At 52.1% G+C, this 24,527-nt stretch carries 14 protein-coding genes; 5 read left to right on the forward strand and 9 right to left on the reverse strand.

The features are described 5' to 3' along the window. Positions 1-9: 9 nt before the first annotated feature. From Pr1d_RS04900 to Pr1d_RS04920, 5 genes are all read right to left on the reverse strand, one after another. Positions 10-2,388: a hypothetical protein gene (locus Pr1d_RS04900; RefSeq protein WP_148072479.1), complete on the reverse strand. Its 2,379-nt coding sequence runs from the start codon at positions 2,386-2,388 to the stop codon at positions 10-12. Positions 2,389-3,268: 880 nt separating this feature from the next. Continuing rightward, positions 3,269-5,419 carry a retropepsin-like aspartic protease gene (locus tag Pr1d_RS04905; RefSeq protein WP_148072480.1) on the reverse strand — a complete coding sequence of 717 codons (2,151 nt, stop codon included), beginning with the start codon at positions 5,417-5,419 and terminating at the stop codon, positions 3,269-3,271. Between the two features lie 287 nt (positions 5,420-5,706). Next, positions 5,707-7,986 carry an MMPL family transporter gene (locus tag Pr1d_RS04910; RefSeq protein ID WP_148072481.1) on the reverse strand — a complete coding sequence of 760 codons (2,280 nt, stop codon included), beginning with the start codon at positions 7,984-7,986 and terminating at the stop codon, positions 5,707-5,709. Positions 7,987-8,235: 249 nt separating this feature from the next. Further along, on the reverse strand, positions 8,236-10,524 hold the full coding sequence (locus tag Pr1d_RS04915; RefSeq protein WP_148072482.1) for a polysaccharide biosynthesis tyrosine autokinase: 2,289 nt from the start codon (positions 10,522-10,524) through the stop codon (positions 8,236-8,238). Positions 10,525-10,940: 416 nt separating this feature from the next. Further along, positions 10,941-11,876, reverse strand: a complete 936-nt coding sequence (locus Pr1d_RS04920) for an exosortase/archaeosortase family protein (RefSeq protein WP_148072483.1) — start codon at positions 11,874-11,876, stop codon at positions 10,941-10,943. Positions 11,877-12,517: 641 nt separating this feature from the next. On the opposite strand from Pr1d_RS04920, the gene Pr1d_RS04925 reads away from it, so the two are divergent. The 5 genes from Pr1d_RS04925 (at position 12,518) to Pr1d_RS04945 (ending at position 18,531) form a co-directional block, all read left to right on the forward strand. Then, a complete protein-coding gene (locus Pr1d_RS04925) occupies positions 12,518-13,585 on the forward strand; it encodes a polysaccharide biosynthesis/export family protein (RefSeq protein ID WP_148072484.1) in 1,068 nt (355 codons plus the stop codon). A gap of 74 nt (positions 13,586-13,659) precedes the next feature. Beyond that, complete coding sequence (locus Pr1d_RS04930; RefSeq protein ID WP_148072485.1) at positions 13,660-14,460, forward strand: calcium-binding EGF-like domain-containing protein; 801 nt, start codon at positions 13,660-13,662, stop codon at positions 14,458-14,460. 216 nt (positions 14,461-14,676) lie between these two features. Continuing rightward, a complete protein-coding gene (locus tag Pr1d_RS04935; protein ID WP_148072486.1) occupies positions 14,677-15,438 on the forward strand; it encodes an exosortase-associated EpsI family protein in 762 nt (253 codons plus the stop codon). A 545-nt stretch (positions 15,439-15,983) separates the two neighbouring features. Further along, positions 15,984-17,441 carry an oxidoreductase gene (locus Pr1d_RS04940; RefSeq protein WP_148072487.1) on the forward strand — a complete coding sequence of 486 codons (1,458 nt, stop codon included), beginning with the start codon at positions 15,984-15,986 and terminating at the stop codon, positions 17,439-17,441. A 754-nt stretch (positions 17,442-18,195) separates the two neighbouring features. Beyond that, the gene (locus tag Pr1d_RS04945; RefSeq protein ID WP_148072488.1) at positions 18,196-18,531 is read left to right on the forward strand and encodes a hypothetical protein; all 336 of its coding nucleotides are present in this window, start codon (positions 18,196-18,198) and stop codon (positions 18,529-18,531) included. Positions 18,532-19,413: 882 nt separating this feature from the next. Here the strand turns inward: Pr1d_RS04945 and Pr1d_RS04950 are convergent. The 4 genes from Pr1d_RS04950 to Pr1d_RS04965 form a co-directional block, all read right to left on the reverse strand. Beyond that, positions 19,414-20,472 (reverse strand): PLAT/LH2 domain-containing protein, encoded by a 1,059-nt coding sequence (locus tag Pr1d_RS04950; RefSeq protein ID WP_148072489.1) that lies wholly within the window; start codon positions 20,470-20,472, stop codon positions 19,414-19,416. A 542-nt stretch (positions 20,473-21,014) separates the two neighbouring features. Further along, complete coding sequence (locus Pr1d_RS04955; protein WP_148072490.1) at positions 21,015-22,367, reverse strand: right-handed parallel beta-helix repeat-containing protein; 1,353 nt, start codon at positions 22,365-22,367, stop codon at positions 21,015-21,017. 237 nt (positions 22,368-22,604) lie between these two features. Next, positions 22,605-23,438, reverse strand: coding sequence for a hypothetical protein (locus tag Pr1d_RS04960; protein WP_148072491.1), 834 nt, complete (start codon positions 23,436-23,438; stop codon positions 22,605-22,607). A 306-nt stretch (positions 23,439-23,744) separates the two neighbouring features. Then, complete coding sequence (locus Pr1d_RS04965; RefSeq protein WP_148072492.1) at positions 23,745-24,344, reverse strand: hypothetical protein; 600 nt, start codon at positions 24,342-24,344, stop codon at positions 23,745-23,747. Positions 24,345-24,527: the final 183 nt, after the last annotated feature.

Raw genomic sequence — 24,527 nt, forward strand, 5'->3', positions numbered from 1 at the left:
TAGGACTTCTTAGAACTTCAGATTCTTGGTCAGCCTCATCTCGACGATGGCAAAGATGGCTCCTACCAGTAGCAAATAAGTCGTGGGCTCGGGCACGACAGCTACCGGAGTCGGCAGGGGGCCCGTGTATTGCCGCTGCCAGATGAGAAAATCGCGACCATCAACATCTTGATCGTCGTCGGCATCGCCTTGCATGTGGGTGCTGCCCGTGGAGTAATTGGCTTGCCAGCGGGTGAGGTCGTCGCCGTCGACATCGCCGTCTTCTTCGAAGTCACCTGCCAATGGGGCGATGAATTGATAGGCGATTGTCTGCGGAGTCGAAATATCGAGCCAGTTAAATCCTGAGGGGAGAGGGGGCAGATTAATCTGGGAAAAATTCCCGGTGATCGTGCCGGCGGTGTCTACAAGTGTGAAAATATCTCCATTGGTGGGAAAGTAGCCGGGAAGGAATGAGACGTTCAATTTTGTACTACCAGGGGTGATCATGAACACATTGGATGGATCGGTAGAAAACAATTGATCGTACTCCAGGCCGGGGGTCGTGCCCCCGAGTTCCAAATTCAATTGACCGAAAAAGCTGATCTCATAGGTCCCTTCAAGCGGAACTTGTGCGGTCCCGCCTGGATCGCCAGGGGAATGGATGTTCGTAATGTTGATATCCTTCATTGTCCCCGAGCCACCCACAGGACCGTTAATATTCAAGCGCACACTCGCAGAGGCCCCTTCGACTCGCCCGTTGTTGATGAAGGTGCCCGGTCCATTCACGCGGGAGGAACTGACGTTGCCAGCTGCTGTGCGGCGCAGAACATGGCTCTGACCAAGCGTTGCAGTAAAGCCAGCGTTTACGGTGACATCCGCAATACCAGGAGAGTCGAGGATTATTTCGCCGGTGCCGCTGATGTCCACGTTACCGTCCACTCGAAGGCCACTTCGAACGGTGATCGTATTGTTGTTGACAAATGTTGCACCTCCCAAGTTAAGCGGATTATTACCAATCGGAATCTCGATTGGAGCGTTATTCGTAATGTCCTCAAGGCGGGCACTATTGGTGACAGTAACTTTGCCGCCGCCGACGGCATCCAAGCGACCACCATGAATGACGGAGCTTCCTTGGAGATTGATCGTACCCCCGTTGGCCAGAATGACGCCACTTACATCGTCCTGAGTGATCGTAGAGCCGAGGATCCCAATCGTGGCACCAGCTTCGGCGCGGATCATGCTATTGTTGGTTTTCGGGTGTATATTGAACAGTAGTTCGGTGCCGCCACTACGAGGCTCGGCAATAATGAGACCATCATTGACGATTGCGCCTTGAATTTGCCCAACGCCGCGGATCGTTTGATTCGGCCCAAAAGTGCCGACTGTATTTGCATGTGAGGTGATTGTTGCTCCCAGCCCCGGAGAATTCATGATGACTTCGCCCGTGCCATCGAGCGTACCCGTTTCTTCGAACTTCAATTGCGAGCCACTCACATTGTCCCGGTTGATCAAAATCGTGCCATTATTCGTAAATCCACCTCCTTCGACGAGCAGATTGCCAGTCGTTCCGCCGCCAGAGACGAGAATGAATTGTCCATCTAGCTCCTCGACGCTATCGAAAGTCAGCGCATTTCCGGTCGTCTGAAAGGCACCGCCATTCACTGATTTCAGCGTGCCTCCCGTGATGATGATGTTGTTCACAAAGACGGTATTGGTATCGGCAATGAGTAGGCCGGCACTCCCCTGAGTGAGGCTAACGCCTAATCTCAGCGTAGCGGTGGGCGATGATTGAATCGTGCCATGATTGGTCTTGGAGCCGTCTCTTATCAAAAGTTCGGCTGTCGAGTCGCCATTGGCTTCCGAAGCGGTAATCGTGCCAAAGTTGATCAGGCTCATAGGAATCTGTCCTTCGCCCCGAATGGTGTGGTCAGCCTGATGAGTGACTGGATTACTTTTGTTGATGTTATTTAGGCGGGCATCGTCGGAGATCGCACCTAATTCGATTTCACCACTGCCATCAATCGTGCCCCCTAGGGTGCCGAAGGTGAGTGTCGCCAAATCAGTAGAGTTGTCGCTGTTGACAGTAATGAGGCCATTATTTGTTAACGTGGTCCCATGGATTGTGAGTGTGTGGCCTCCCAGGATATCAATTTCGCCGCCGGCTAAAACTTCCAAAGTCTGAGCGCTGGCCGAGACCACATCGACGATTGTAGGGGCAGGAGTTCCCACGGTTGTTGCTGTGGAACTGTTCGGAATCCCGTTGGACCAATTCTCCGCTGCGCTCCAAAGTTCCGGATTCGTGAGATCATCTCCCTCCCAAGTCGTTTGGCCTTGAGCTAGCGAAGATATAAGTGAGGCGAGATAAGCGAAGAGGAGCAGAATCTCAGAGCAGTGCGGGCGAGGCATCATTGAATCTCTCCATCAATGGGAATGCACTAGTCGCTAATGGTTACGAGACTATTGTGCGCGATGACGTCATACTTGGCAAGAAATAAGTGAACCACCTATTCGTGGCGAGGAAAGTAGAATCGCCAAGCTGAGGAAAAATACTACTTTTGAAGTTGGTTCTGGCACAATTCTCGAAACCAAAAGCGACGCTATACCCAATCCAAATTGGCGCTGCCCGCGGAGAAAGTCCCTGCGATCCACGTCGCCTAGCATGTAACCTGCCCCCCCCATTGGGGTTAGGGCTTTTTCCCAGAGCAACATGGAAAGACCGTGGAGCCGAGAACGCTAGTGACCGAAGTCTCCGGTCGGTTTCTCAAAGGGATCAGAGTAGTGAAGTGAAAATTGTGTGAGGGGTTTTCCCATCTATTCAAGATTCCTTCCTCCTTTATCCCACTATTGCTGCAACCGAGGACGTCGATTTTACATAAGTCCTTTTGGAAAATCTCGGTCAGGAGATTGCTTGTGAAATCTGTTGACCCATAGGCTTCCATAGATGGCCCAAAAATCTTAGTAGAAATCTGGCGAACGATCCTGATAATAGAGCGTGCCATCCACCAGGCAAGCTGTTTGATAATTGAGAAAAAGTCGAGAGACTAGAGCCGAAAGCTCGGCAAGGCGAGAGTGTGTTTGCAGAGAGCGAGGCTAGGGATCCGTCGGTTGTTTCCAAGCCACCAATTGCTTGATGCATCTTTCCTTCTTGCAACTTAGAGACGGGTTTTTGTTTGCAAAATTATTGGCAAAAACCTCTAAAACCCCTGAAAAACAAGAAACAATCCCCGAGTTTTGTATTTTGTTTTTTAGTTTCGACTAAAGGGCTGGGGGTATTTGGCTCTTAGCCCCCCTACAAAGGTCTCCGTTTGATGACCAAAAGGGCTGCTGCAACAAGGATGGACACGATGCCTGTGGGTTCGGGTACAACCGTGGCTGAGGACAGCACGGCTCCCACACCATAGTTGCTCTGCCAATCCGCCAGGTCGCCAACACTGGGGTTTCTCTGCCATAGGAGAAAATCATGTCCATCGACATCTCCATCCGAGTCGAAGTCCCCTGAGGTCCCCAGGCCAAGCACCTTTAGCACCACACTATCAGACAGATAATCAACACCCCACTGAAACCCCGCGGGAAGCACGAGGTTGTCGAACGCGCCAGAGACACCCTCGCCAGTCGTGAGAAAGGTAAACATATTTCCAACTGCAGGAGTGAAATTCACGAGCGAGACTTCGAGTGTACCACTAAGAAAAGCGAACCGATCCACTTCGAGCAGATCAAATTGTCCCGGCGTGGTCCCGCCGAGTTGAATAGCCAGAGTACCGTTGACGAGGTTGGAATAATCACCGACGATTTCCAGCGCACCGATACCATTGCCCGGTTCAATGCGACCGGAGAGATTTCGCACGACCCCCGTTATCGGCCCCGTGCCAACAAACACGCTGCCATTGCCGCGGAGAGTCCCTCCCTCGATATTGACAAACTGGGCATCAAGTCTCGTGCCACTATCATTGAGCGAGACTATGCCTCCATTCTCAATGCGGGTCTCACCAAAAGTAGTGAGTTTTTGAGTACCGTTGAGTTGGAGTCGCAGCGTGGAATTCTGTCCTCCGGCAACCACCAATTGATTGACTATGGAGTTACCCGTAAGATTCACGAACTGAGTGGGAATCGCTGTGTTGCGAAGTTCAGCAACCCACATCTGATTGGGCACTCCATTGGCCGTCCAATTGGTGGGGGTCTGAAAAATGGCTTGAGAAACGGTACTTGTCCAGGTGTGATTCTCTACGACAGGGTCACTGATGTAGAGACTCGGACCAGTTCCACCCTGACCTATCGAAGGATTTGCATCGATCACCAGATCGCGCCCCGTGAACAGATGCATGCCAAGAATGCCGTCAATGATGTTTCCTGGATCGTTGGGGTTTGTGACGTCCAACACGGCAATCGGCACGCGTTGCATGGTGAAGGTTCCCCCGACGGTATCTATATTCAATTCGTCAAGGTAAAACCCAGGTATGCCGGCGGAAACACCACCGGAACCTTCAACCTCTAGCACAAAATCGGGCGTGTCAAGGATGGGGTCGAAACCAAGCCGGGCGGCGGTGATTTCGCTCACTACTGTCAGATCGGCCCCGGTATCGAAAAGCAACTCTTTGTCCTGAAGCGATTTGGTGCCTCGTGCCATGTCCACATCAATGAAGAGCCCACCGTTTTCGATAATCGTTGGGGAAAGGGGGTTTTCATGGAAATTGAAGTTTCCCCCAAGGATATCGAGATTCTGAATGTACAGGGGGCCCGCGATAAAGGAAGAACCGGGACGAATTTTAAGGGGAGCACGTCTTGTAATGCTCCCTCCACCGATGCCGAGATCATCGAACTCAACCTCGGGGGTCCGTACGGTCCGGCCCCCTAGTTCAAAAATCTGCGGCTCGCTGTTCTTGATCGTGATGGAATGCTGCGCTGCCATTGGCAAGCCCAAAATATTTGGCAGCTTCCATTCGGTCGGTGCACTCAGGGTGGCAACACTTGACTGTCCTCGCAAGTTTGCTGAGGGATTCTTGGTGAGAGTCGCACCGTTCGCCGTGAAGTTCTTAAGCCCTCCTGCATAGATGGCAAGCGGGTTGTTGATCTCCAGATTGATCAATCCCGTAGCGCCACCAATTTGTTGAATATTGTCGCCGTCGAAATTATTGCCGTGGATATCAAACCCGTTGGGTCCATCTGCTTGCGAAGTGAGAATGTGCGTCGCAGCCCCCGTATCAAGCAGCGCAATGTCGTAATACGGAGATCCTCCACCCGAGAGAGGATTGCCAACAATCGATGTCTCAGGATCCGCCAAAAAAAAGGTTCCGGAAAGATCGGTACTCGCGTTCTTAAATTCGTCCGTAAGACCAATTCCTGCAAAGGGAATAAACCCGCCCAGGGGAGCAGTTGCTCCCTTCACTTGCGGAGCGAGCAGAGCACAAGTTACCAGTACGCACAAAAGCTTACGAATTGCCATCACTATGTTCCTTGGCCGATCCGTAGAATTCGGCAGTTAGTGTGCAGGAAGCACAGGGAAAGTTATTTGGGGAAGCCGCGCAATAGCACAGAATGAGCCTCCCGCGCTGGCCAATAAGAAAACGTTGGCCGCTTGCCATGCGGTAAATATCGCACCAATCCGTGCGAAGAAGATCTCTGTTCCCGTCCATTTAGGTTAAACGGGCACGTGATCCAGGTCAAGCAGGCTTGTTAGACGAGATGCAGAGCCCCAGCGCAGCAGAGCGAGATTCCCAGTGCAAACGGCACCTACTCCCGCACCGCCAACACCGCCAAGAAAGCAGGCACGACAATCGTCCGCACCACAAAGGTATCAAGCAAGATCCCCAGCGTGAGGGCAAAACCAAGCTCTATCATGCCATTGAGTTCACTGGTTGTCATCGACACGAAGGTGCCTGCCATGATAATACCGCAACTAGTAATGATACCCCCCGTTTGGACAACGGCCCTTTTTAATCCGGCGAGTAGTTGGCCGGAGCGTTGTTCTTCGAGAACGCGACTGACCAGATAAATGTTATAGTCTTGCCCCACAGCAACCAAGAGCACGAACAGAAACAAGGGCACCTTCCAGTCGAGTCCCACGTAGCTCTCACCCCGAATGAGCGAGAAGAGAAGCTCACTGATCCCGATGGTGACTAAGTAACTTAGCACAACGGTCACAATCAAGAAACAGGAGACGACTATCCGACGCAACAGCACGACCAATACTAAGAGAACTGCGAATATGACCAACAGCTCAATGAGAAACCGATCTTGAAGTGTAATTCGTTCTAAGTCGCGGATACCAACTGTTGGACCAGCCAGTGCAAATTTTGCCTCATGCCAAGGCGAGTGAATGTCGGCTGATATCTCTGCGAGCTTTTCCTCGACTGCATTGCTAATGGCTACCGCTTCTCGCGAGAAAGGTTGTGCGTCGAGAATGAGAAAAAGCCTAGTAACCCGTCCCGCCATCCCGGGAGCTTGAGAAACGAAAACGGCTTGCGTCAGGGGACTCCCTTTGGCAGCAAGTGCTATTAGACCCTCGCTGGAAAATAGACTCACGGTGCCGGGTGGATCTCCCAGGGGCTGATACAGACTACGCACTTGCTCAACTCCCAATATTTCATTGAGTGGCTTTGCTAACTCTGCAATCGTGAGTTGACCATCCACCGAATCCAAATTCCCCGAGGGCACCTCAGCCAAGACCACCAGGGGGCCAATCTCACCCGGCGGAAAATACTGCTTAAGCATATCCGTTCCATGACGGGAAGTTCGTTCTGGAGCCAATTCACCTAACAAGTCGTAGGTAACATTTACATTCCATCCATACCATGCAAGAGGCAAAGCAGCTGCAAGACACAGTACGAGAATCTTACCTGGGCGACGGAGAATACCATCCGACAATCGCTCCCAGAAAGATTGCCAATATATATTATCAGAAGTCGATTCATTGCCACGCTCAATGACGGCCCCTAATCGCGTAGATAACAATGCTGGAACGAATGTCAGACAAGCCAGCAAGGTAACTGCCAAACAAATCGCGATGGTCGGTCCACTGTAGGCAAACTTCCCAAACTGAGCAAAACCCATCATCGCCAAACCAACAATCGTCGTCAGGGCGCTAGCCACCAGCGCCGTGCCAACATGCTGCATTGCACCGACGAGAGAATCGCGTAGGGACAGTCCCTCTGAGCGATGTTCGCGAAAGCGGGCTGTCAGAAACAGGCAGTAGTCGGTACCCGAGCCAAAGAGGATAACGATGACGAAGATCTTGGTGGTAGTGAACACTTCGATGCGGGGCAAGGCATCCGGGTGAAGTTGACTCCACCCTGCCAGAATGGCAAGCAAGTCGATCGAGACGGTGGTCGCGACGCCAATTGCAAACATCGGCACGAGTACCAACCACGGCGAACGGTATATCAGTAGAAGCGCGACTGCCACGAGCAATAAGGTGGTCGTATGCGTGTTCTGCACACTCTCGGCGGCCGCACTGAGCATGTCACCCCCGATTGCCGCGGAACCGGTGATTCCGATTACCAAGCCAGCTGGGGTCACATTAGATGCGTCCTTTAAAACCTGCTTCGCACGCTGTAGTAGCTCGATGTTTTGGGTCGCCATGAACTCATTGGTCAGCCGCACTACCACTCGCACGGCCTGACCGGACTTGCTGCGAAGTGAAGACCCAATTGCAGGGGTCTTCTCGTTCCATACGTCGACAATGTTTTCACTTAGCGCCTCACCGATCTTATGTCCCAATAAAATGGCAAACTCCCGATCATCGAGCGAGAGTACGCCTTCAGGCCGGGCAACTACCAGGACCATTTGACTCTTGGAAACGTCCTCAGGAAACGCAGCCAAATTGAACTTCTGCCCCTGAGCGATGGCCGTGTCGGGTGGGAGCTGTTCCAGATCACCATCACGAGCCACTGAGGACCATGCAGGAGAAAAGATACGCAAGCAGCATGCTGCCAAGACCCAAGCCAAGATGACCCACCAGCGATGGTCGTAGATTGCTCGTCCAAGAGCTGCGAATCGCTGCTGCAAATCCATTGTGGGTGTCCAGAGGTGGTCGATTTAGACTTCTGTTGTTGGTAGCCCTTTAGTCGTTACTTCCGAAGAGCATAGCACATGCACAGGTCAGACCACAGCACACAGTCCCTGCATTCAGGCATCCTATTTTCCGTCTTTCCCGACTTCGCAGGAATAGTGGAGAGGTCAGAATGTCCATGAAAAAAGCGACGTCGAACCAAATCAGAGGTTCGACGCCGCATAGTTCTAATGGGAAATGAGTCAGAGAGTTCACTCTTCCTTGGCAGCAGCAATCCGCTTGGCCTTGCTCTGTCCGCTCTGAATCCGAGTGATGCGGCGATCCGCTTTGAACGGCATGCCGTTGACCACACAACCAATCAGTCGGATACCCAAGTTCTTGAGCAATTCAGAGGCCTGATGAATACTTCGAACTCCACTGTGGTCACGCAACACGGTGAGGATTGCCCCATCAATGTACTGACCAATCGACAACGAGTCAGAAAGTCCGAGAATCGGGGCACCATCAATAATCACAAAGTCGAATTCGCCCCTCAGCTTTTCAAAGATGGGCTGCAATTGATCGGTTGCCAAAGCATGGATAGCATCCATATCACATTGACCAGCAGTCATGAGCCAAAGACCCTCAGTACTTGTAGGGCGAACGGCGTCCGCGATCTCTATTTCGGATCGCACGAGTTCGCTCACGCCATCTTCCAAGGGCATTCCAAACAACTTGTGCAATGAGGGGTCACGGAGATCACCGTCGATTAAGAGCGTCCGTCGGCCTGCTCGTGTCAAACTCAGTGCCAGGTGGCTAGCTACAGTGGTTGATCCCTCCATCGAAGAGGGGCTGGCCACCAACACGATCTGGCGAGGTCGCGAGGTTGAGTCGTGCATCAAGGTAGCGCGGACATTGTCGATGGACTCTGCGAGCTGAGCCGCCGTGGTGCTGCCTGGCGCCATCGCTTTGCGTGAGGCGACCGACGGCAAGACACCGAGAACTCGGATACCCAGACCTTCATCAACATCCTCTGGGGAATTCAACTTCCGACGGCGAAATTCCAGCAAGGCGACTCCATAACAAGTCAGGCAGAACGCCGCCAGCCCGCCGATCGAGGCGATTGCATAACGCTGGTAGACATTGATTTTCTCCGTGGAGAACGCGTTTTGCATAACTTTAATTCTGTCAGGTGATGCTTCCTGTACTTTCCAACTCCGTAGCCTCCAGTCCATTTGACGCTCAATCTCTTGTAGCGACTCAACCTCGGCAGTGAGCATCGAAAGTTCACCATTTTCTTGGCCGAGTGCCTCGATCTCTTCTTTCTTGGTATCGAGATCATTCTGCAAATCGGTAATAGACTGATTCAGAGCGTTGCGACGCATGATGTACTCAGTCATCACCTGCTGCATCGCATCGTTGGGGGCATTTTTCAGCTGAGCTGCAAGATCTCGTTCTCGCTGAGCTCGATATTGTCTTTCCGCTTCGCGAACGCTGGCCATTCCTTGTTGCAATCGTTTGATCTCAGGAGAAGAAGGTCTTTTGGTGAGTGACTGCAATTGGCGAAGCTGCTGTGAAAGAGCATATTGCTCTTGTTGATATCCTTGAATGGTAGGATCAGCGTCCAGTTCGGCGTCAATGGCCTGTTTCATTGCCGTGGGGCTCGTGAGTGCACGCGCCTGAAGTTCCCGATTAACCTCCAGATCAACCAATTGTTCTTTCGCTTCAAAAATCCGTTGGTTCAGCGAGCCAACGTCGCGAATTAACATATTAAGCTCCGCGGAAGCATTAGGCGAACCTGCCCCTTTAAGTTCCTTTTGGAGCGTTTGCATCTTGTCGATTTTCCCACGTAATTCGACCAAAAGCTGTTTGTGCAATTTATCCATGCTGAGGTGTGTCTCAGACTTACTGATTTCTGCCGCAGCGAGCACTTCTTGCTTGTAGGCATCAACCACTGCATCGATGATCATTTTCATTTCTTTAGGGTCTTCATCCCCCTCATAGCTGATCATGAGTATCTTACTCTCACCAGGGAAGGAAACCCGCAGTTCATCCTGGAGCCACGTAAGCTCATCCGGACGATTTTTAACGACTGCGTTGAGTTCACGGATGTCGCCACGATTGAGTGCAGCCATCAAGACAAACTGACTTTTCAGCAACGTGAGTTGCGTTTGTTGGAAAATCTCAAATTCTTTTGGGTTCATTGTTCGAGTCTTTTCACCCAACATGTCCTCAGACTCTTGATCCTCCACCTGCAAGTAGGCCACCACTTGCGATGAGAGGGGAAAAAGCCACATCAAAAGCAAGCCTGCCAAAATCGCACCTAGGGTGCCCAGCAGCAAAGCCGAGAGCCAGCGACGCCGCAGGCAATTCATGATCCAAGTCTGATTGAGTGGGCCGGTTAGGATCTCCGGACCGCGAGGCGGGCCTCCGGGAAATCCCCCGTTGCCGGGCGTTGCGTACGGAGCATTCGCGGGCACCATTGACTGGTTCGGCCCGTGGTTGACTGCCATCGGAGGATACATAACCTCAGAACCATTGAATCCAGAATCTTGTTTCATCGAAAACCTCTCTGAAAAACGCTCGATTTGCGGCAATGCCACCTATGGTGACTTGTTCGCAAATCATGACAACGCAAACTAAAATGGGCCGGGGAAGGCTGGGAATGTCAGGTTCGCTGGGAAAAGTAGTTGGCAATTCAGCATCTGGCGATCCCTTGTCCGACAGCTCCCCCTGCCATGGGGAAGTCGTGGACTTCCGTTGCAACTCTTGCTCGCAACTCCCGGGCCAAATCCTCTGCCCGGCTCTATCTACCTCTCAGAAACGCGAATAACGCGATTCACACCAAGCGCCATGTTTACCATTTTCACCGGCAGGTGGTCTCCGGGCAACACGTCAAAGGGCAAATGATCAGGTAACTGCTAACGTATGACTAATCAAGAATCCTGGACATTGGTCATTGTGCCTTGGTCATTCCTTATCCGTGGGCTGCTCCAAAACTCGCATAATCGTCAGATTCAATAGGAACAGTCAACTTGGAAAGCAAAGTCAACTCGATCCACAGGAAGCCGAGCGCAATCGGCATCATCGCCAGACCGGCCCAATTGTGTATGTAATGGTGAATAGCATCATTATCAGGAAAAGCCAGGTAAAGTAGGGCAGTCAGGGTTATGCGAATAACGTTCGTCGCCAGGGCGACAGGAATCGCAAAAACGAGTATCGTCAATCGATCCCACCATGGCCGATCGATGACCATCGCTAAAGCCACGGACATCGCGCCAAAGATAGTGCCCATTCGCAACCCGCTACAAGCATCAGCCACCTCCAAGGGTAGCTTCTCGATGATGATGTGACTCCCTTCGCGTAGCGCGGGGATCCCCAGCAATTGCAATGTCCATGTACTCCACATCGCTGCTAGCGTTTGTAGCTTCAATAGAACCGTGTTCTCAAGCTTTGAGGGCAATGGGAACATAAACACCAAGAAGGCAACTGGAGGGCCTGCCCACTTTAACATGTCATACCCACCTACAATCAGGCACACTCCCAAAAGTGCTCCGATGTAGCTCAGACGGTCAAGGGGATTCATATCAAGATACGACGCATACAGTCGAACGAGCAGGCACCCAAGTACTATGGCCACTCCGATCCACCGCTCGATGCTAGGAACTGCCGTAAGTCGCTTGCGACGAAACCAGAACAGTCCTGCTGCAAATACGGGGATAATGTAACCATGCGAATACAGCCCATCCGACCAAGAATGCGCGGTGAATTCCAGCATGTTGAAGTAGCCGAGAGTAAGTAAGAGAACCAACACTCCGAAACAAATCCAAGCCGCCTGCTCTTGGGAATGGCTTAGGTGGTCGGAGTGGTCCTCACTCTCAAAGGAGGAAAAAGCATGAGTAGGGCTGGCCATAAATGGTTAATCCGCGAATGTATAATGATTTCTGAGTAATGCTATACGTCTTGCTTTTGGAGAGTCTGCTGTGTCCGAACCATAATCATGCACCGCAAGTTTGCGAACAAAACGGTCGTCTAGCTTGGGGATTGCCCAGGGCACAAGAATTTCATTCTTTGTCCGCTCGATTACCTTGCGGGGGGGCTGCCTGCCCCCTCATCGCCAGCTCTTGGCAGTAGAGTCGCGCTAAGCACCTAGTACTTGAGAATAAGCGTGATCCAAAAAGCTGTCAAACGCTTAGCTCCCTTCACAGGCATCAGAACCCCTTATTCTCACTGGAGTTAGGTCGGTGATAGCAGATCTACTGATTCTAGTGGCCGGGCAAGAGGCAGATCTCATCAAGGAATCCCAATTTCAACTTTGCGTAACAGGAACTTGGAAAGGCTCCTCTAACCATCGCTTTGCTATCACGACCAATTGAGGCAGCTAGCTCTGTTTTTGAGGCTTTTCCTCGGTTTTTCGAACTCGGATCAAAGTCAGTGTTAAACCTTACCGATTATAGGCATTGTAGCTGTCAGGAAACAGCTGCCGGTTGCAGGGTGCTTTGCATGCTGTTGACCTGCCATTGCGAATCCCCTCGCTAGAAGTGAGAGTCTCAAATGATACTCAGCAACAGTCGACAAACAGGTTTAGCCAAGACACTGGCGGTTTTTGCAGTGTTGCTGGGTAGTTCAGGATGTACTGCCTTTCTCGCCCCGCGCGATCCCTTCCCAGCCACTCCGCCAGAACCTCCTATTGAGAGTTCTGTACCGCGTGAACTGGAGAAGGTGACTTTGCCTCGCTACGTAATCGAGCCTCCCGATATTTTGCTTGTAGAAGGAGTGAAACTCGTACCAAAATCACCTCACAAAATTGAGACTTTCGACGCTCTTCTTGTCCGAGTATCGGGCGCCTTCCCAGACAAGCCCATCGACGATGCTTACTCTGTCGACGCCGATGGTAGCATCAATCTGGGGCCGGCCTACGGTCGGATTAAAGTGACTGGACTTACCTTGGAAGAAGCTGAGGACGAAGTTCGCCGACAACTCTCCCAAATACTGACCGATGTCGATGTTTCAATATCACTCTTGCAGTCTGCAGGTGCCCAAGCCGTCACGGGTCAACACTTGGTTGGGCCGGATGGCAGGGTCAACTTGGGGACTTATGGTTCGGCATTTGTTGCTGGCATGACTATTGAGGAAGCCAAGGCTGCGATCGAAGAGCAATTGAGCTTGAAACTTGAGAGCCCCGAGGTGTTTGTCGACGTCTTAGCCTACAACAGCAAGCTCTACTACGTGATTACCCAAGGAGGTGGCTTCGGCGACGACGTCACGCGCCTTCCGATTACGGGCAATGAGACTGTGCTCGATGCGGTCGCGTCGATTGGTGGTATTTCTCAGGTTTCCTCGTCAAGAATGTGGATTGCCCGTCCGGCACCAAATGGTGTGGGATGTGAGCAGATTCTACCCGTCAACTGGGAAGATATCAGCCGCGGTGCTGCGACGGCAACGAATTACCAGCTCATGCCGGGCGACCGACTATTTATCGCCCAAGATCGCTATACAGCAGGAACGGCTACCGTGGCAAAGATCCTGCGACCTTTCGAGTCGATCTTCGGATTCATGTCACTTAGCACCTCGGCACTCAACCAGATTGCTCGGTTCGGCTTAAGCAATTTCAGTAACTAACGATCTCGGGAACACCCTTCCAGATCACCACTTGACTTAATAAATAGCAACTCTGCATGTACAAAGGATGTAACATGGCTCGCGCGTCAAAACTCGGTATGGGAATAGTTGGATTGGGGCTATCCATGGAGTTGCTGCTAGGAATGGCCGGGCAAAGTGATGCTCTGGCCAACGAGTGCCAGCCCCCTACGCCCTGCCCCTGTGCGGCAGACGGAACATGTCATCCCAAAAGCGACACGTGGGGTAGTTATAAAACTCGCTGGCGGCCCTGGCCTGGAGATAAGGTTGGCTTGACTCCTGATGAAGCTGAAGATACCAAAAGCAACATCAAGCAAAATTTGCCTACCTACCAACCGCCTCGCCCTGAGCAGGAAGAACTCCGTGGGCCTGCTAAGAAGTCCCCAGCATCGGGTGCCGCCACACCGGATGCCTCAGATGCAGTTCCTCAAGCCGAACCGGCCGCAGAGGGTGCTGATCCGGCTGGGCAAGAATTCGAGTTGCCAGGCCTACCAGGAATTCCAGAATTCGACCCCCAGGGTTACTTGCCTCCCGGAAGACCTCAGCTACTTCCTCAGCCTGAAGATGGACCACCTGCTTTGCCACAGAGCCTTAGCGCATCGCTCGCAGAGACACCATCCTATATAGCGCCACGAAGCCAGCCTCAATCTGGCCCAACCGTTGTAGCCAACCAGAGTCACTCTGCTGCAATTCCCACCGTGGTGGGCCACGTTGTTCAGGCAACGGCGGAGTTTCAGCAGGCGAGTGAGATTCAACTCACCAATCCGGCTGCAGCGAATATCTACAAGCCGACTGACGACGAACTGCATCAAGCGATCTACATCGAGTCCAGCGACATCTCAGCAAGCAACGAATAGAGTCGTGGATCTAGACCACTTCGAGAATCGATTTCCAACTGCTTCATGCATGCTTGTCGTAGTGAGATAGAACGGATTGTTCCGCTGCTAGCGATTATAGGCCTGAGCAGCCCCGTACTACCGGTTCGCGCTTTGGGCAATTCTTGACAGGTGCTCGCGGGATGCCTACCGTAATAGTAGTGCTAGCCCGTCCCATCTCACTTGTTAGAGTCTTCTATGGATCGCAATCTCCTGTTACCTGCCCTGATGGGTGGGATTCTCATTGTCTCTCTATGCTTTTACGAGCAAGTCTACATGAAGGACTATTGGGGCGAACCAGGCGCCGAAGCGGCTGAGATGGGGAAGCGATTTGCCCAGGTTCCGAAGGTGATTGGCGATTGGGTCGGACAGGACCTTCCCGTAGATGAAATCGTCAAGAATACCGCAGGGGCGGTCAATTATGTCTCGCGGCGTTACAAGAATAAGAAGACCGGCCGTGAAGTGACACTATGGTTAATCGTGGGCCACTCACGCGATGTTTGCCGCCACACTCCCAACATCTGTTATCCGGCTTCCGGATTCCGCCAGGATGGAATTCAGATCAAACACCACTTGGATTTGCCATCTGGTAAGACCTCCGATTTCTTTACTGCGAAGTTCATCAAAGACGATGCCTTCGGTCGACGCGTGGAACGGGTCTTTTGGGCCTGGAATCACCCAGATCGAGATCTTTGGGAAGCTCCAGATTATCCACGCGTTCACTATGGCCTATCGCGAGCACTCTACAAAGTCTATTTCACAAGCGATGTTCTTGTGGATGAGAATACCGCCGAAGCAAATGTTGCCGCCGAATTTGCCGAGTTGATGCTTCCCAAGATCAATGAGGCACTCTTCCCGGAATCCTCTGCAGATGTCGAGTCAATCTCCGAGGAAGTGAACGTGGATGATTCCGCGGGTTCTGCTCAAGAGACTGTCGAGGAAGAAACCACTTCCCAGTGAACGCTCGACTAAGTTCGATTGCCTTTCTACTCAGGCAATCACTTTTTCTACTCGCTTAGTTTTCGAGTGAATCTTGAGATATTTCCTCAAGTTATCGGCATCGAGATGTGTATCACAATTAAACACGTGTTTGATTATGATACACTAAAAATAAAACAAGCGGGTCAATAAGTCCAACTGCGACTTACCGACCCGCTAAATTGATTGGACCTTGGACAACCTTATTCGACGGCCATTTGGGGAGGTTCAAGCCGGCGAAATCGTTGTCTTTTGTGGTCAAGGCCCCCAATCTTTGCCAATTCTCAACCGACCCCGGCAAGCAGTTCTCTTCTCTGTTACGGCCCCGAAAGTGTGTTCCAAGCACTACCAGGCTGCTCGCGTGGCGGTAGTGGGTGAAAAGTATCGCAACTCGCGTGCCAAAAACCAGATCTTCCCACGACACTCCGATTTCTCGATTCTCGTCCTCACGATAGAAACTGAGAGTTCCACCCCCTAGAATCAGGAATTCCAACAACAAGGATTTCGGAGCCAAACACAAGACACCGATGGAAGAAGCCTCTTACACCAAAGTCGCTCAACTGCGCACTGTAGCCCAACTTCGAGAGCGATTCGCTCAATTGGGAATCGAAATCCCCGTTGACGAAACGTGCCTGACAGCCGAAGCCGGCTCTCCTTTGGCCGAGCCTATTCGAATCGGTGATTTCGAAGTGGCCAATCGCTGGTGCATCCATCCGATGGAGGGTTGGGATGCCAACCCCGACGGCAGCCCCAGCGAATACACCCTCCGGCGTTGGCGCCGATTCGGCCAGAGTGGTGCGAAACTTATCTGGGGAGGCGAGGCGGCTGCCGTGCAGCCTGATGGCCGAGCGAATCCGAATCAAACCCTGGCCACCGAGACCAATCGTGCTGGCCTGGCGGCGTTGCTTGCGGAACTTCACGAAGGACACCTGGAGCGAAACGGATCGCTTGAAGGATTGCTGGTCGGGCTGCAACTCACTCACTCGGGTCGCTTCTGCAAGCCGCACGACAAGCAGCGATTTGAACCACGGATCGCCTATCACCATCCGCTCTTGGACAATAAATTTGGCACCGACTTCGAAGACGACTCGATCGTCTGGAAAGACGACGAACTCGAAAACCTCATCGACAGCTACGTGGCGGCAGCGCGACTCGCCCACGAGGTTGGCTATCAATTCGTCGACATCAAGGCGTGCCATGGTTACTTGCTCCATGAATTCCTGAGCGCTCGCCGTCGGCCTGGCAAGTTTGGCGGTGACCTGGAAGGCCGCAGCCGCATGCTTCTGGAAGTCATTCGCCGGGTGCGGAGCGAGTTGCCCGAGCTGCTGATCGGCGTGCGGCTGAGCATCTTCGATTTCGTCCCCTATCGCACAAGTCGCGAAGTAGGTCAGCCGATGGATTATTCGGAGCTCATTCCCTACGACTGTGGATTCGGCTCCGATCCTGATAATCCGCTCGCCTACGATCTGACCGAACCCATTCAACTCTTGCGGATGCTCAAAGAGGCAGGCGTGGCGACGATCAACCTCAGTTGCGGCAGCCCCTACTACAATCCCCACATCCAACGCCCCGCGATCTTCCCGCCGAGCGACGGCTACTTGCCCCCCGAAGATCCGCTGGTCGGAGTCTGGCGGCAACTCGACGTGGTGCGGCAATGCAAGGCTGCCGTCGGAGACATCCCTCTGGTCGGCTCGGGTTATTCCTATTTGCAAGACTACCTGCCCAACGTTGCCCAAGCTGTGGTGCGTGAGGGGTGGGTCGACATCGTCGGTCTGGGCCGCATGGTGCTGAGCTATCCTGAAATGCCGCACGACGTGCTGACCCATGGGAAGCTCACGCGCAAACTCGTTTGCCGCACCTTCAGCGATTGCACCACGGCCCCTCGCCACGGCCTGATCAGCGGCTGCTATCCGCTCGATGATTTCTACAAGCGAATCCCCGAACGCGAACGGCTCATCGCAATCAAACAAAGCTTGGATGAGTGACAGGGAGCCCAATGCCCTCCCCGGCCCTGAGAGGCCGACCCTCCCCAAGGGAGGGTTTTCTTACTATCCTCCCCCCGGGAGGGTCGCGAGGTATCGAGCGGGAAGGGAGGCGAAAACGATCACTATCACAGGATTGCGCAACGTGTTGAATTCTCACTCAATGCGGTCGTCCAATTCTCAAGCCGCCTGCAACCGCCAAAACTCCGAATCAAAAAAACACAAAAAAAATTAACTCCATTTCAGCAGGCTAAAAATGATTTAACCTGTTGACGTGATGGCGCTTACGACGATTTCCTCACGGGTGATTAGTGGGGGTTTTTAATTAAAAACTCGCCTCTCGAACCGTCCATCTAACAAACGGAAATTGTTGAATTGCTCGTTTATCTCAGGCCGTACAACTCGCGGCCGAGATCATTCTCCTCGGGTTGCGAATCTTCAAGTTGTCAAAGAGACCGCAGTCCTTGCTGCGAACCCATTATCGCAAGGGGAGTGGCCCAATTTCTACAACCGTTTTTGGGCCAAACTGAATCCAGCCGCGCAGCGACCATTGGCAAGCCGCGAACGTTAGTGACTGGAAGTTACTAGGCGCTAGCAACTAGGCGCTGGTCAGAAAATCAGGGGCTGGGAGCTGAGGGCTATTGTAGCGAGACTCTCCGAGTCGCATCTGGTACGTAGTTACGACTCGGAGAGTCGTGCTACAATATTGGGGGATTTCGCGACATCAAGACCACTTGGCGAAACACTGGAGGAAACGATGTTTGACCGTACTGATGAATGTGTCACCTGTTGTGTGGTGCAACCCTCTGACAAGTGTGAACACGGATTGAGGTCGTCGCTTGTGGTCCTTGGTTTCTTCGCACTCTTGTGTTGTCTGCTGATGCCTGGAGAAGCCAGCGCTCAACTCTACGGCGGGTGGGGAGGAAGGTCTCCCGACAATGCCTACTACTACCCGGCACGTAGCAACTACGATCGGTACTACAGATATCGCCGCTATCAAACTGGCTACGTAGGACGCAACGGCGAGATCTACGGCAATGGTTTCTATGGCAGGGCTCGCGGTGCAAATTACCGCTATTACCTTGGTCGTTAGGTTGCGGATTGGTTGCAAGCTGCGGGTTCGGAAGTATTCTGGCTAACGGCTCACCGCTAACGACTAATACCTAATGACCAGCTCTTGTTCTCTCGCATGAGAAAGCGGAGTTACAGCGACTTGTCCCGAATGGAGTGGTGCAGCGGCATTGTGTGCGTTCAGCGTTTACGACCGAGGCAGGTTTGGAGCACGGTTCACCATACCGGATGGATCGTATCGCATGTTGCGCAACAGAAAGGAAGATAAAGCATTTGCGGTCAGCACCATTCTGTCATCAATATGACACCCTGAGTGCTGAGGTGATCGCCACCTCTTGCAGTTTCTGCGAGCCAAAACTCGCTGGTGTTGGTCCAACCTCTGGCAGTTGGCTGGGTCGCTAAACTAGCCCAAAACGACGCCTTCTTACGCATGAACGGGCTCTGGCTCGAAGCCCCAGTACACGCGCACCCTACGTAGCTGAGCACGGCTGCCATGGCAACTCAAGAGGATGTTTGTGATGCATTGGCGAATACCTTTCGCACCGTTAGCGTGTCATTTCTAAGCGCAGGAAATGCTTGATGAAAGAGCGATCTGCGTGCCCTTTCAAACGAAACCCGGCACGAAGCGTTGCCCCGGTTTTCACCAAAGATCTCAACATTTCTACATAATTCTCAACGTTATAGAGACGCAGAACCTACTGCACATCGCCGGGTGCTGAGAACTGAGGCAATACGTGGCATCCCCTGGATGGAGATCGCAATCATTGATATTTTCGGAAATCGATGGTGAGTGGAAGGCATGCAAATCCGTGGACAATCGCGCTCCTCTTGAGAATCAAAAAAAGCCCCGACTCCATGATGGAGCCGGGGCTGACAAAAACTATCAGAAAGTGCCTGTCGGCAGTTAGAACCCCAACCGCACGTCGCCTGCCGAGGTAACCTTCGCGGTCAGGTTGTAGTCGCCTGTCGAAACGCTGACCGGACGGCCACCCAAGGAGTTTTGTACTTGCGAGGTGATCATTCTCTTTAGATCCCCCTGGTTGGAGCCGCCGAGGAATCCGTTGGCGGCCAAGATGGCCTTGTAAATCTTCGACCCAATCCGGGTCTCGAAATTCGTCACCGTCAAATCGATCGCACCGTTGCGAGACGAGACCTGAATGTCAAAGTCGAAATCCAATCCCGATTCCAGGCCTTTAACATCCAGCATAAGGTCAAGATCCACATGCAGCGTCTTCGAGTCCTTGTAACTCACTTCAACACCGCGGCCATACAGCTTGCCCCACTTAACCCGCTTGTCCGCATGAATGTGGTGACCAATGATCGACTCGATACGTTGCTCCAATTCGAGCCGCTTGATGAGCAGACTCGGGCCGGGGCTCGTGAATTCCTTCCACTTGGCATTCGCACGCAGTCCGCTGGTTCCGATCAAGAGCGTGGGACTCTTTCCTTTGGAGTTGTCGAGCCACTGCCCGCCAGGAAACGTCGTCTTGTAAATCACACGACCGTTCACAAGCAATTCTATCGTCTCGATACACCAACCATTGCTGCCGGTCTTCGAGATATTCAAGTTTCTAATGTCGCGGATCATTACACCGCGATTTCCCACATTGAGCAAGCTAATGTCATAAAGATCCGTCTGACCTCGCTCGCGGTCATTTATCGCCAGATCGAGCCACGTGGCTGGCAAGCTGCCAAGACGAACCTCCACCGCGTCGTCTGTACCAGCGTCTTTCACGTTCGCCGTCTTCACACGCATCTGTACCCGATACACAGGTTCGTTTTCAATACTGGTACTAGTGGCTCCTCCGCGACGCCCACCTCGCTGCGGTCCAACGGCACGAGCCGTCGCTACTCGGCTAAACGTCTGGGCCAGCGTTGTCTGAGCTTCAGCCATCTGAGCGCCGGCCAACACCGCCATGCAAGTCAGCACGGTACACACTCGGGATTTGCTTACACAGAACATGATCTTTCTCCTTCAAAAAAGTGGAATAGGTTGCGGGTAGCAAAAGCGCCATCCGACTCTAACTGTCGATGCGCAATTGGACTGCGTTTGTTACACACAAAATCGATACCTACTCGAAGAGGGGGGAGAAGCCTCCTCAGATGTTCACCAATAGAAGCCAAGCCGCACACTTGCTGAAGGCATACTCCCAGCAAGCAATAAAAAACGCCGCATTGCTGCGGCGTATTGCGAGTTGCGATCAGGCTTCCACTTCCTGTACCTTGTTTCTTCAGATTCTACTTTCGGGTGGCACCGAACTCACAACGCCTTGCTAGGCATCTCTAACGAAAAGACAGAAGGTGTGACTTCTATTCAAAAAAATGAAGACGAACGCAGCTCCTCATCTGCGATAGCCCACGACTTACGGACAGCGGCGGGCACGAGCGTCTTCAGCAAACGACGCATGCCGCGTTACCGAAACGGGTCGGCAACGCGGCAGTTGTATCTAGCATGGAGTGCCTATCGGCAATCCATGCCACCTCACTCGAACTTCATGAATGTTCTTATTCGTAAAGTGTATTACCACTTGTCTCATTGGGAGAGTTGGCTGATTTGTTTTTGGTAACGATCATGTCTTCGACCCTTGCGTCCACAAGCCCGAAGCCGCCAAGTGGTACGATCATCCTTTTGTGAAGCTTATTGTTCTTGATGATGTTATGCCGAGCGTAATCCTTGTTGGAACTGCTACTGCCATAAGGTCTGCCTGAATCATCATTGCAATGGCCAAAAGTACTTTCCTTGCGTCCATAGTCGCGAGAACCCAGGTAAATGGCTGGTTTACTTCCTTTGTATTTTTTGTAATAGAAAGTATTATTGGTAATTGTATTATTTTCGGGAGGAGTAAGCCTTATCGTGCCTCCTTCACCGCAATTGCGATACAAGTAAATCCCTCCATTGCTAAGGCTGGAAAACCGATTGTTATGAATGGTATTCCTGCTTGAGCCATCAATCGCCATTTGAGGCCAGCCTCTGCCAGTTACACCTGGGATCTTACCCCAATTGTCTTCCTTCGTTTCGACATGGATGTAATTATTTTCAAACGTATTGTATGCAGACTCTGCGTCCAAGTAGATTCCAACCCTACTGGATTTCCCCTTCACCTCTGAATTGATCAATTTCGAATAGGTAACGCCTGGCGCAAAATAGACGGGGTTTCTTCCCACTCCGATAATTGTAATTCGATCGAAGACAATATTTCGGGGAGCATTCGTTCTTGCTCTTTGTGTATGCTGTGAATTAGTAGCATCTCGTCGTGATGATTCTTTAACATCTGCAGCCTCGCCATTCTTTCCCATGCCCCACACCCTGATGGAACCGATAATTGTGCCCTTTCCTTGTACAAGAATGTTTTCTGGTCTTTTCCAAGCATGACTTCTGATTCCATTTCGAGTGCGAAACACCTTTTCAGAGCGAACCTCAATCATGTCTTTGTCATAATTGACGCTACCTTTTTTCCCGCCATCCAAGGTTGCTCCATTGAGGTTAAGGGTTACGCCCGTCGATTTACTTCCTTCAAATATAAGCCGCTTAGTAATCACATCATTGGGACTTAACGTTACGTTTCGATCAATGAGCACCTGAGATGAGGTAGAAGTTGCAGGTGCTCGTATTTCCCTCAATTTTGCCGCCGCAAGCTTCTCCGCTTCAGTCCGCTTGGGAAGCTCGTTGATATCCGGTGCCTGTCTAGGCGGAATCACGATTTTGCCAGGCACACGCCCCCGAATCGTGCCACGTTGCGCCGTGATCTTAGCGTACGGCCTTCCGCGACTGACATGCTGCGCCTCGGCAATCGTATTCAGCGTAACCGCAGCCACAACCGCCAACATCAACATCACACTAGATTTCTGCGTAGTCATCGTTCTTTCCTTCACGTCAGGAGGGTTTCGTTCCAGTTGCCACCGCGGGCAACTTCTACACTCCTAAGCGAATTTCGTATTGGACTGTTACAAGATTTGTTGCTCAACGGTGCGCCGTAGGACTAGTTACCACCGATAAGTTCCTCTGCGCTAGGAGGTTTGTTGTGGCGTTTTCTTTTCTAGATTAAGCACGGTTCCACTCTTGAAACCTTGCTTTTTAACGGATCCCTCTGCCAATCACTTTCCCATCATAACGTCAGCTGCCTTACGAAAAGACGCGAGATAGTCTGGCGAGTGAAAGACAGATTTGGCGGACCACCTTGTACTGTCGGGCCAGCCAATATCGCCACCTTTGGTTCGGTCGAAGCGCATTGGTGGCATCTGATGCTTGAGATTGTAGAGGATGACTACGTCTTGTCCTCGCCCGACGTTCGTTCCCGGCGTTCGCCCCAAGATCGTCCATTCAAAGACCGCATCCGACCAGTCCAAATTAATACCTACGTTCCGTTTCGCGTATTTGAGAAACGGATTGCTTCCCTTGCTCCATCCCAGGGCAATCGGTTCCCCGTAAACCAGGGGAGCCAACTGCTCACTCGGACCGCCGGGCCGCTGAAAGATCCATTGGGCGCGATCGATCGCCGTGCCCGCACTCGCGGTCTGAGTCCAGCCCAAGTTAATTCCGCCGAATGTTCCTTGCTTCTCATACTGAAGAAATTTCTTGTTGACCAATCCCTTCAGATTGTATTTTTTGGACGCAGGGCCGCTTGTCGTATTCGGGTAAACGAACCCTGTCGCGTTCGCTCCAATCATCCACTGCTTGTAGCTAGCCATTACTCGCGCAGCTGCGGCAAATTCCTTCTCTATTTCAGTCTGTTTCGGTCGCTCATTGGTGTTAGGTGCCGGTCTCAAGACTTTCAGCCTGCTAGGACCACTCCGAGTCGTGCCTCGCTGCAAGTTAGCTTTCGAATACTGATTTCCGAGACTGACCTGCTGCGCCATCGCAGCCCTATTCAGCAAAACCACAGCCACTACCGCCAAAATCAACATCACACATGGTTTTTTCGTAGCCATTGTTCTATCTTTCACGTCAGGAGGTCTGGTTCTGGTTGCCACCACGGGCAACTTCTTAACCTCCTAAGCGAAAACCGTTCGGAATTGTTACATCAGTTTTTTCCCAACCATGCCACCAAACTTTGGCATTCTGCGACGAAAAAGCGCAAACCCAATATCTGCAGTAAGAATAGGCCGGTGTGTCTCAGAAACTCATTGCAAATGTCACGATGGTTTGTCAGGCGGCGTCGTGAAGAAGTTGCTGTTTTGCTCCACCGGTGTCCAGAACTCGCGAGGACAACTCCATCATTGTCGTGGTAATCAGCACTAGTATTCACTCAGCGTCTTGTTGTTGGGTCCGACAATGAGATCGAAGTTGATAGTGAAGGGGATGTTGACTGGGGAGTCCTTGTGGCTGGCGCCGAGGATGTCGTCGGTTGCCAGGTGGCGGCCGATGGTTTTGGTGGTGAGGCGAGTGATGGTGCCGGTGAACGTGCCAGTGAGTCGGCCCTCTTTGTAATCAGCGAAATTCAGCTTGAGGTTTTTCATGTTGTCAAAGCTCTTGGCGGTGTCGAGATCTCTTAAGGGGCCACGAAGTTGGGTGAAGTATTGTTTCGTGGCGGTCGCGAGTTGCGGAAAGTCAATTTGGATGTTCGAGTATTTAAAATGGTCCTTGATGGCTTTCAGGACGTCTTTGCTCTCGAAGGGACGCTGCGTAAAGCTAAGCTGCAGCCAGACCTGTTCGTCCCAAAATCGGTAGAGCTGCGAGGAGGGACTGTAGCGAATCAGGTCGGGCAGGCCTTTTTCGCTCTTGAGGTTGATTTCTATCTTCTCGGGCAGTTTGAGATCGGCTGCGAAAGCGTCGCTGGAACAGGTGAGGCTTAAGGCGATAAACAAGAGGTTGTGTATGGGGGAGAGAATGGTCATGGAAGAGCCTTTCAAGATATTGTGGTGGGGGTGGATTGAATAAAAAGACAACAAGCGTGGCTTGTGGTCCGTGTTGTGTGCAGCAATTCTACTCAGATTGGTACATGAACTGGGGTTGAGCCAGTGGGGAACGCAAGCTTGCCCAATTGGACATGATTTCCTCCTGCTGCGTTCTGTCGCAGT

Origin of the sequence: Bythopirellula goksoeyrii (assembly GCF_008065115.1) — a bacterium.
GTDB lineage: Bacteria > Planctomycetota > Planctomycetia > Pirellulales > Lacipirellulaceae > Bythopirellula > Bythopirellula goksoeyrii.

What these genes read in the sequence shown, in the direction of transcription:
- Pr1d_RS04955 (WP_148072490.1), bottom strand. Translation starts at nt 22,367, where the DNA reads ATGACTACGCAGAAATCTAGTGTGATGTTGATGTTGGCGGTTGTGGCT.
- Pr1d_RS04940 (WP_148072487.1), top strand. Translation starts at nt 15,984, where the DNA reads ATGGAAGAAGCCTCTTACACCAAAGTCGCTCAACTGCGCACTGTAGCC.
- Pr1d_RS04945 (WP_148072488.1), top strand. Translation starts at nt 18,196, where the DNA reads ATGTTTGACCGTACTGATGAATGTGTCACCTGTTGTGTGGTGCAACCC.
- Pr1d_RS04910 (WP_148072481.1), bottom strand. Translation starts at nt 7,986, where the DNA reads ATGGATTTGCAGCAGCGATTCGCAGCTCTTGGACGAGCAATCTACGAC.
- Pr1d_RS04930 (WP_148072485.1), top strand. Translation starts at nt 13,660, where the DNA reads ATGGCTCGCGCGTCAAAACTCGGTATGGGAATAGTTGGATTGGGGCTA.
- Pr1d_RS04900 (WP_148072479.1), bottom strand. Translation starts at nt 2,388, where the DNA reads ATGATGCCTCGCCCGCACTGCTCTGAGATTCTGCTCCTCTTCGCTTAT.
- Pr1d_RS04915 (WP_148072482.1), bottom strand. Translation starts at nt 10,524, where the DNA reads ATGAAACAAGATTCTGGATTCAATGGTTCTGAGGTTATGTATCCTCCG.
- Pr1d_RS04920 (WP_148072483.1), bottom strand. Translation starts at nt 11,876, where the DNA reads ATGGCCAGCCCTACTCATGCTTTTTCCTCCTTTGAGAGTGAGGACCAC.
- Pr1d_RS04935 (WP_148072486.1), top strand. Translation starts at nt 14,677, where the DNA reads ATGGATCGCAATCTCCTGTTACCTGCCCTGATGGGTGGGATTCTCATT.
- Pr1d_RS04960 (WP_148072491.1), bottom strand. Translation starts at nt 23,438, where the DNA reads ATGGCTACGAAAAAACCATGTGTGATGTTGATTTTGGCGGTAGTGGCT.
- Pr1d_RS04965 (WP_148072492.1), bottom strand. Translation starts at nt 24,344, where the DNA reads ATGACCATTCTCTCCCCCATACACAACCTCTTGTTTATCGCCTTAAGC.
- Pr1d_RS04950 (WP_148072489.1), bottom strand. Translation starts at nt 20,472, where the DNA reads ATGTTCTGTGTAAGCAAATCCCGAGTGTGTACCGTGCTGACTTGCATG.
- Pr1d_RS04925 (WP_148072484.1), top strand. Translation starts at nt 12,518, where the DNA reads ATGATACTCAGCAACAGTCGACAAACAGGTTTAGCCAAGACACTGGCG.
- Pr1d_RS04905 (WP_148072480.1), bottom strand. Translation starts at nt 5,419, where the DNA reads ATGGCAATTCGTAAGCTTTTGTGCGTACTGGTAACTTGTGCTCTGCTC.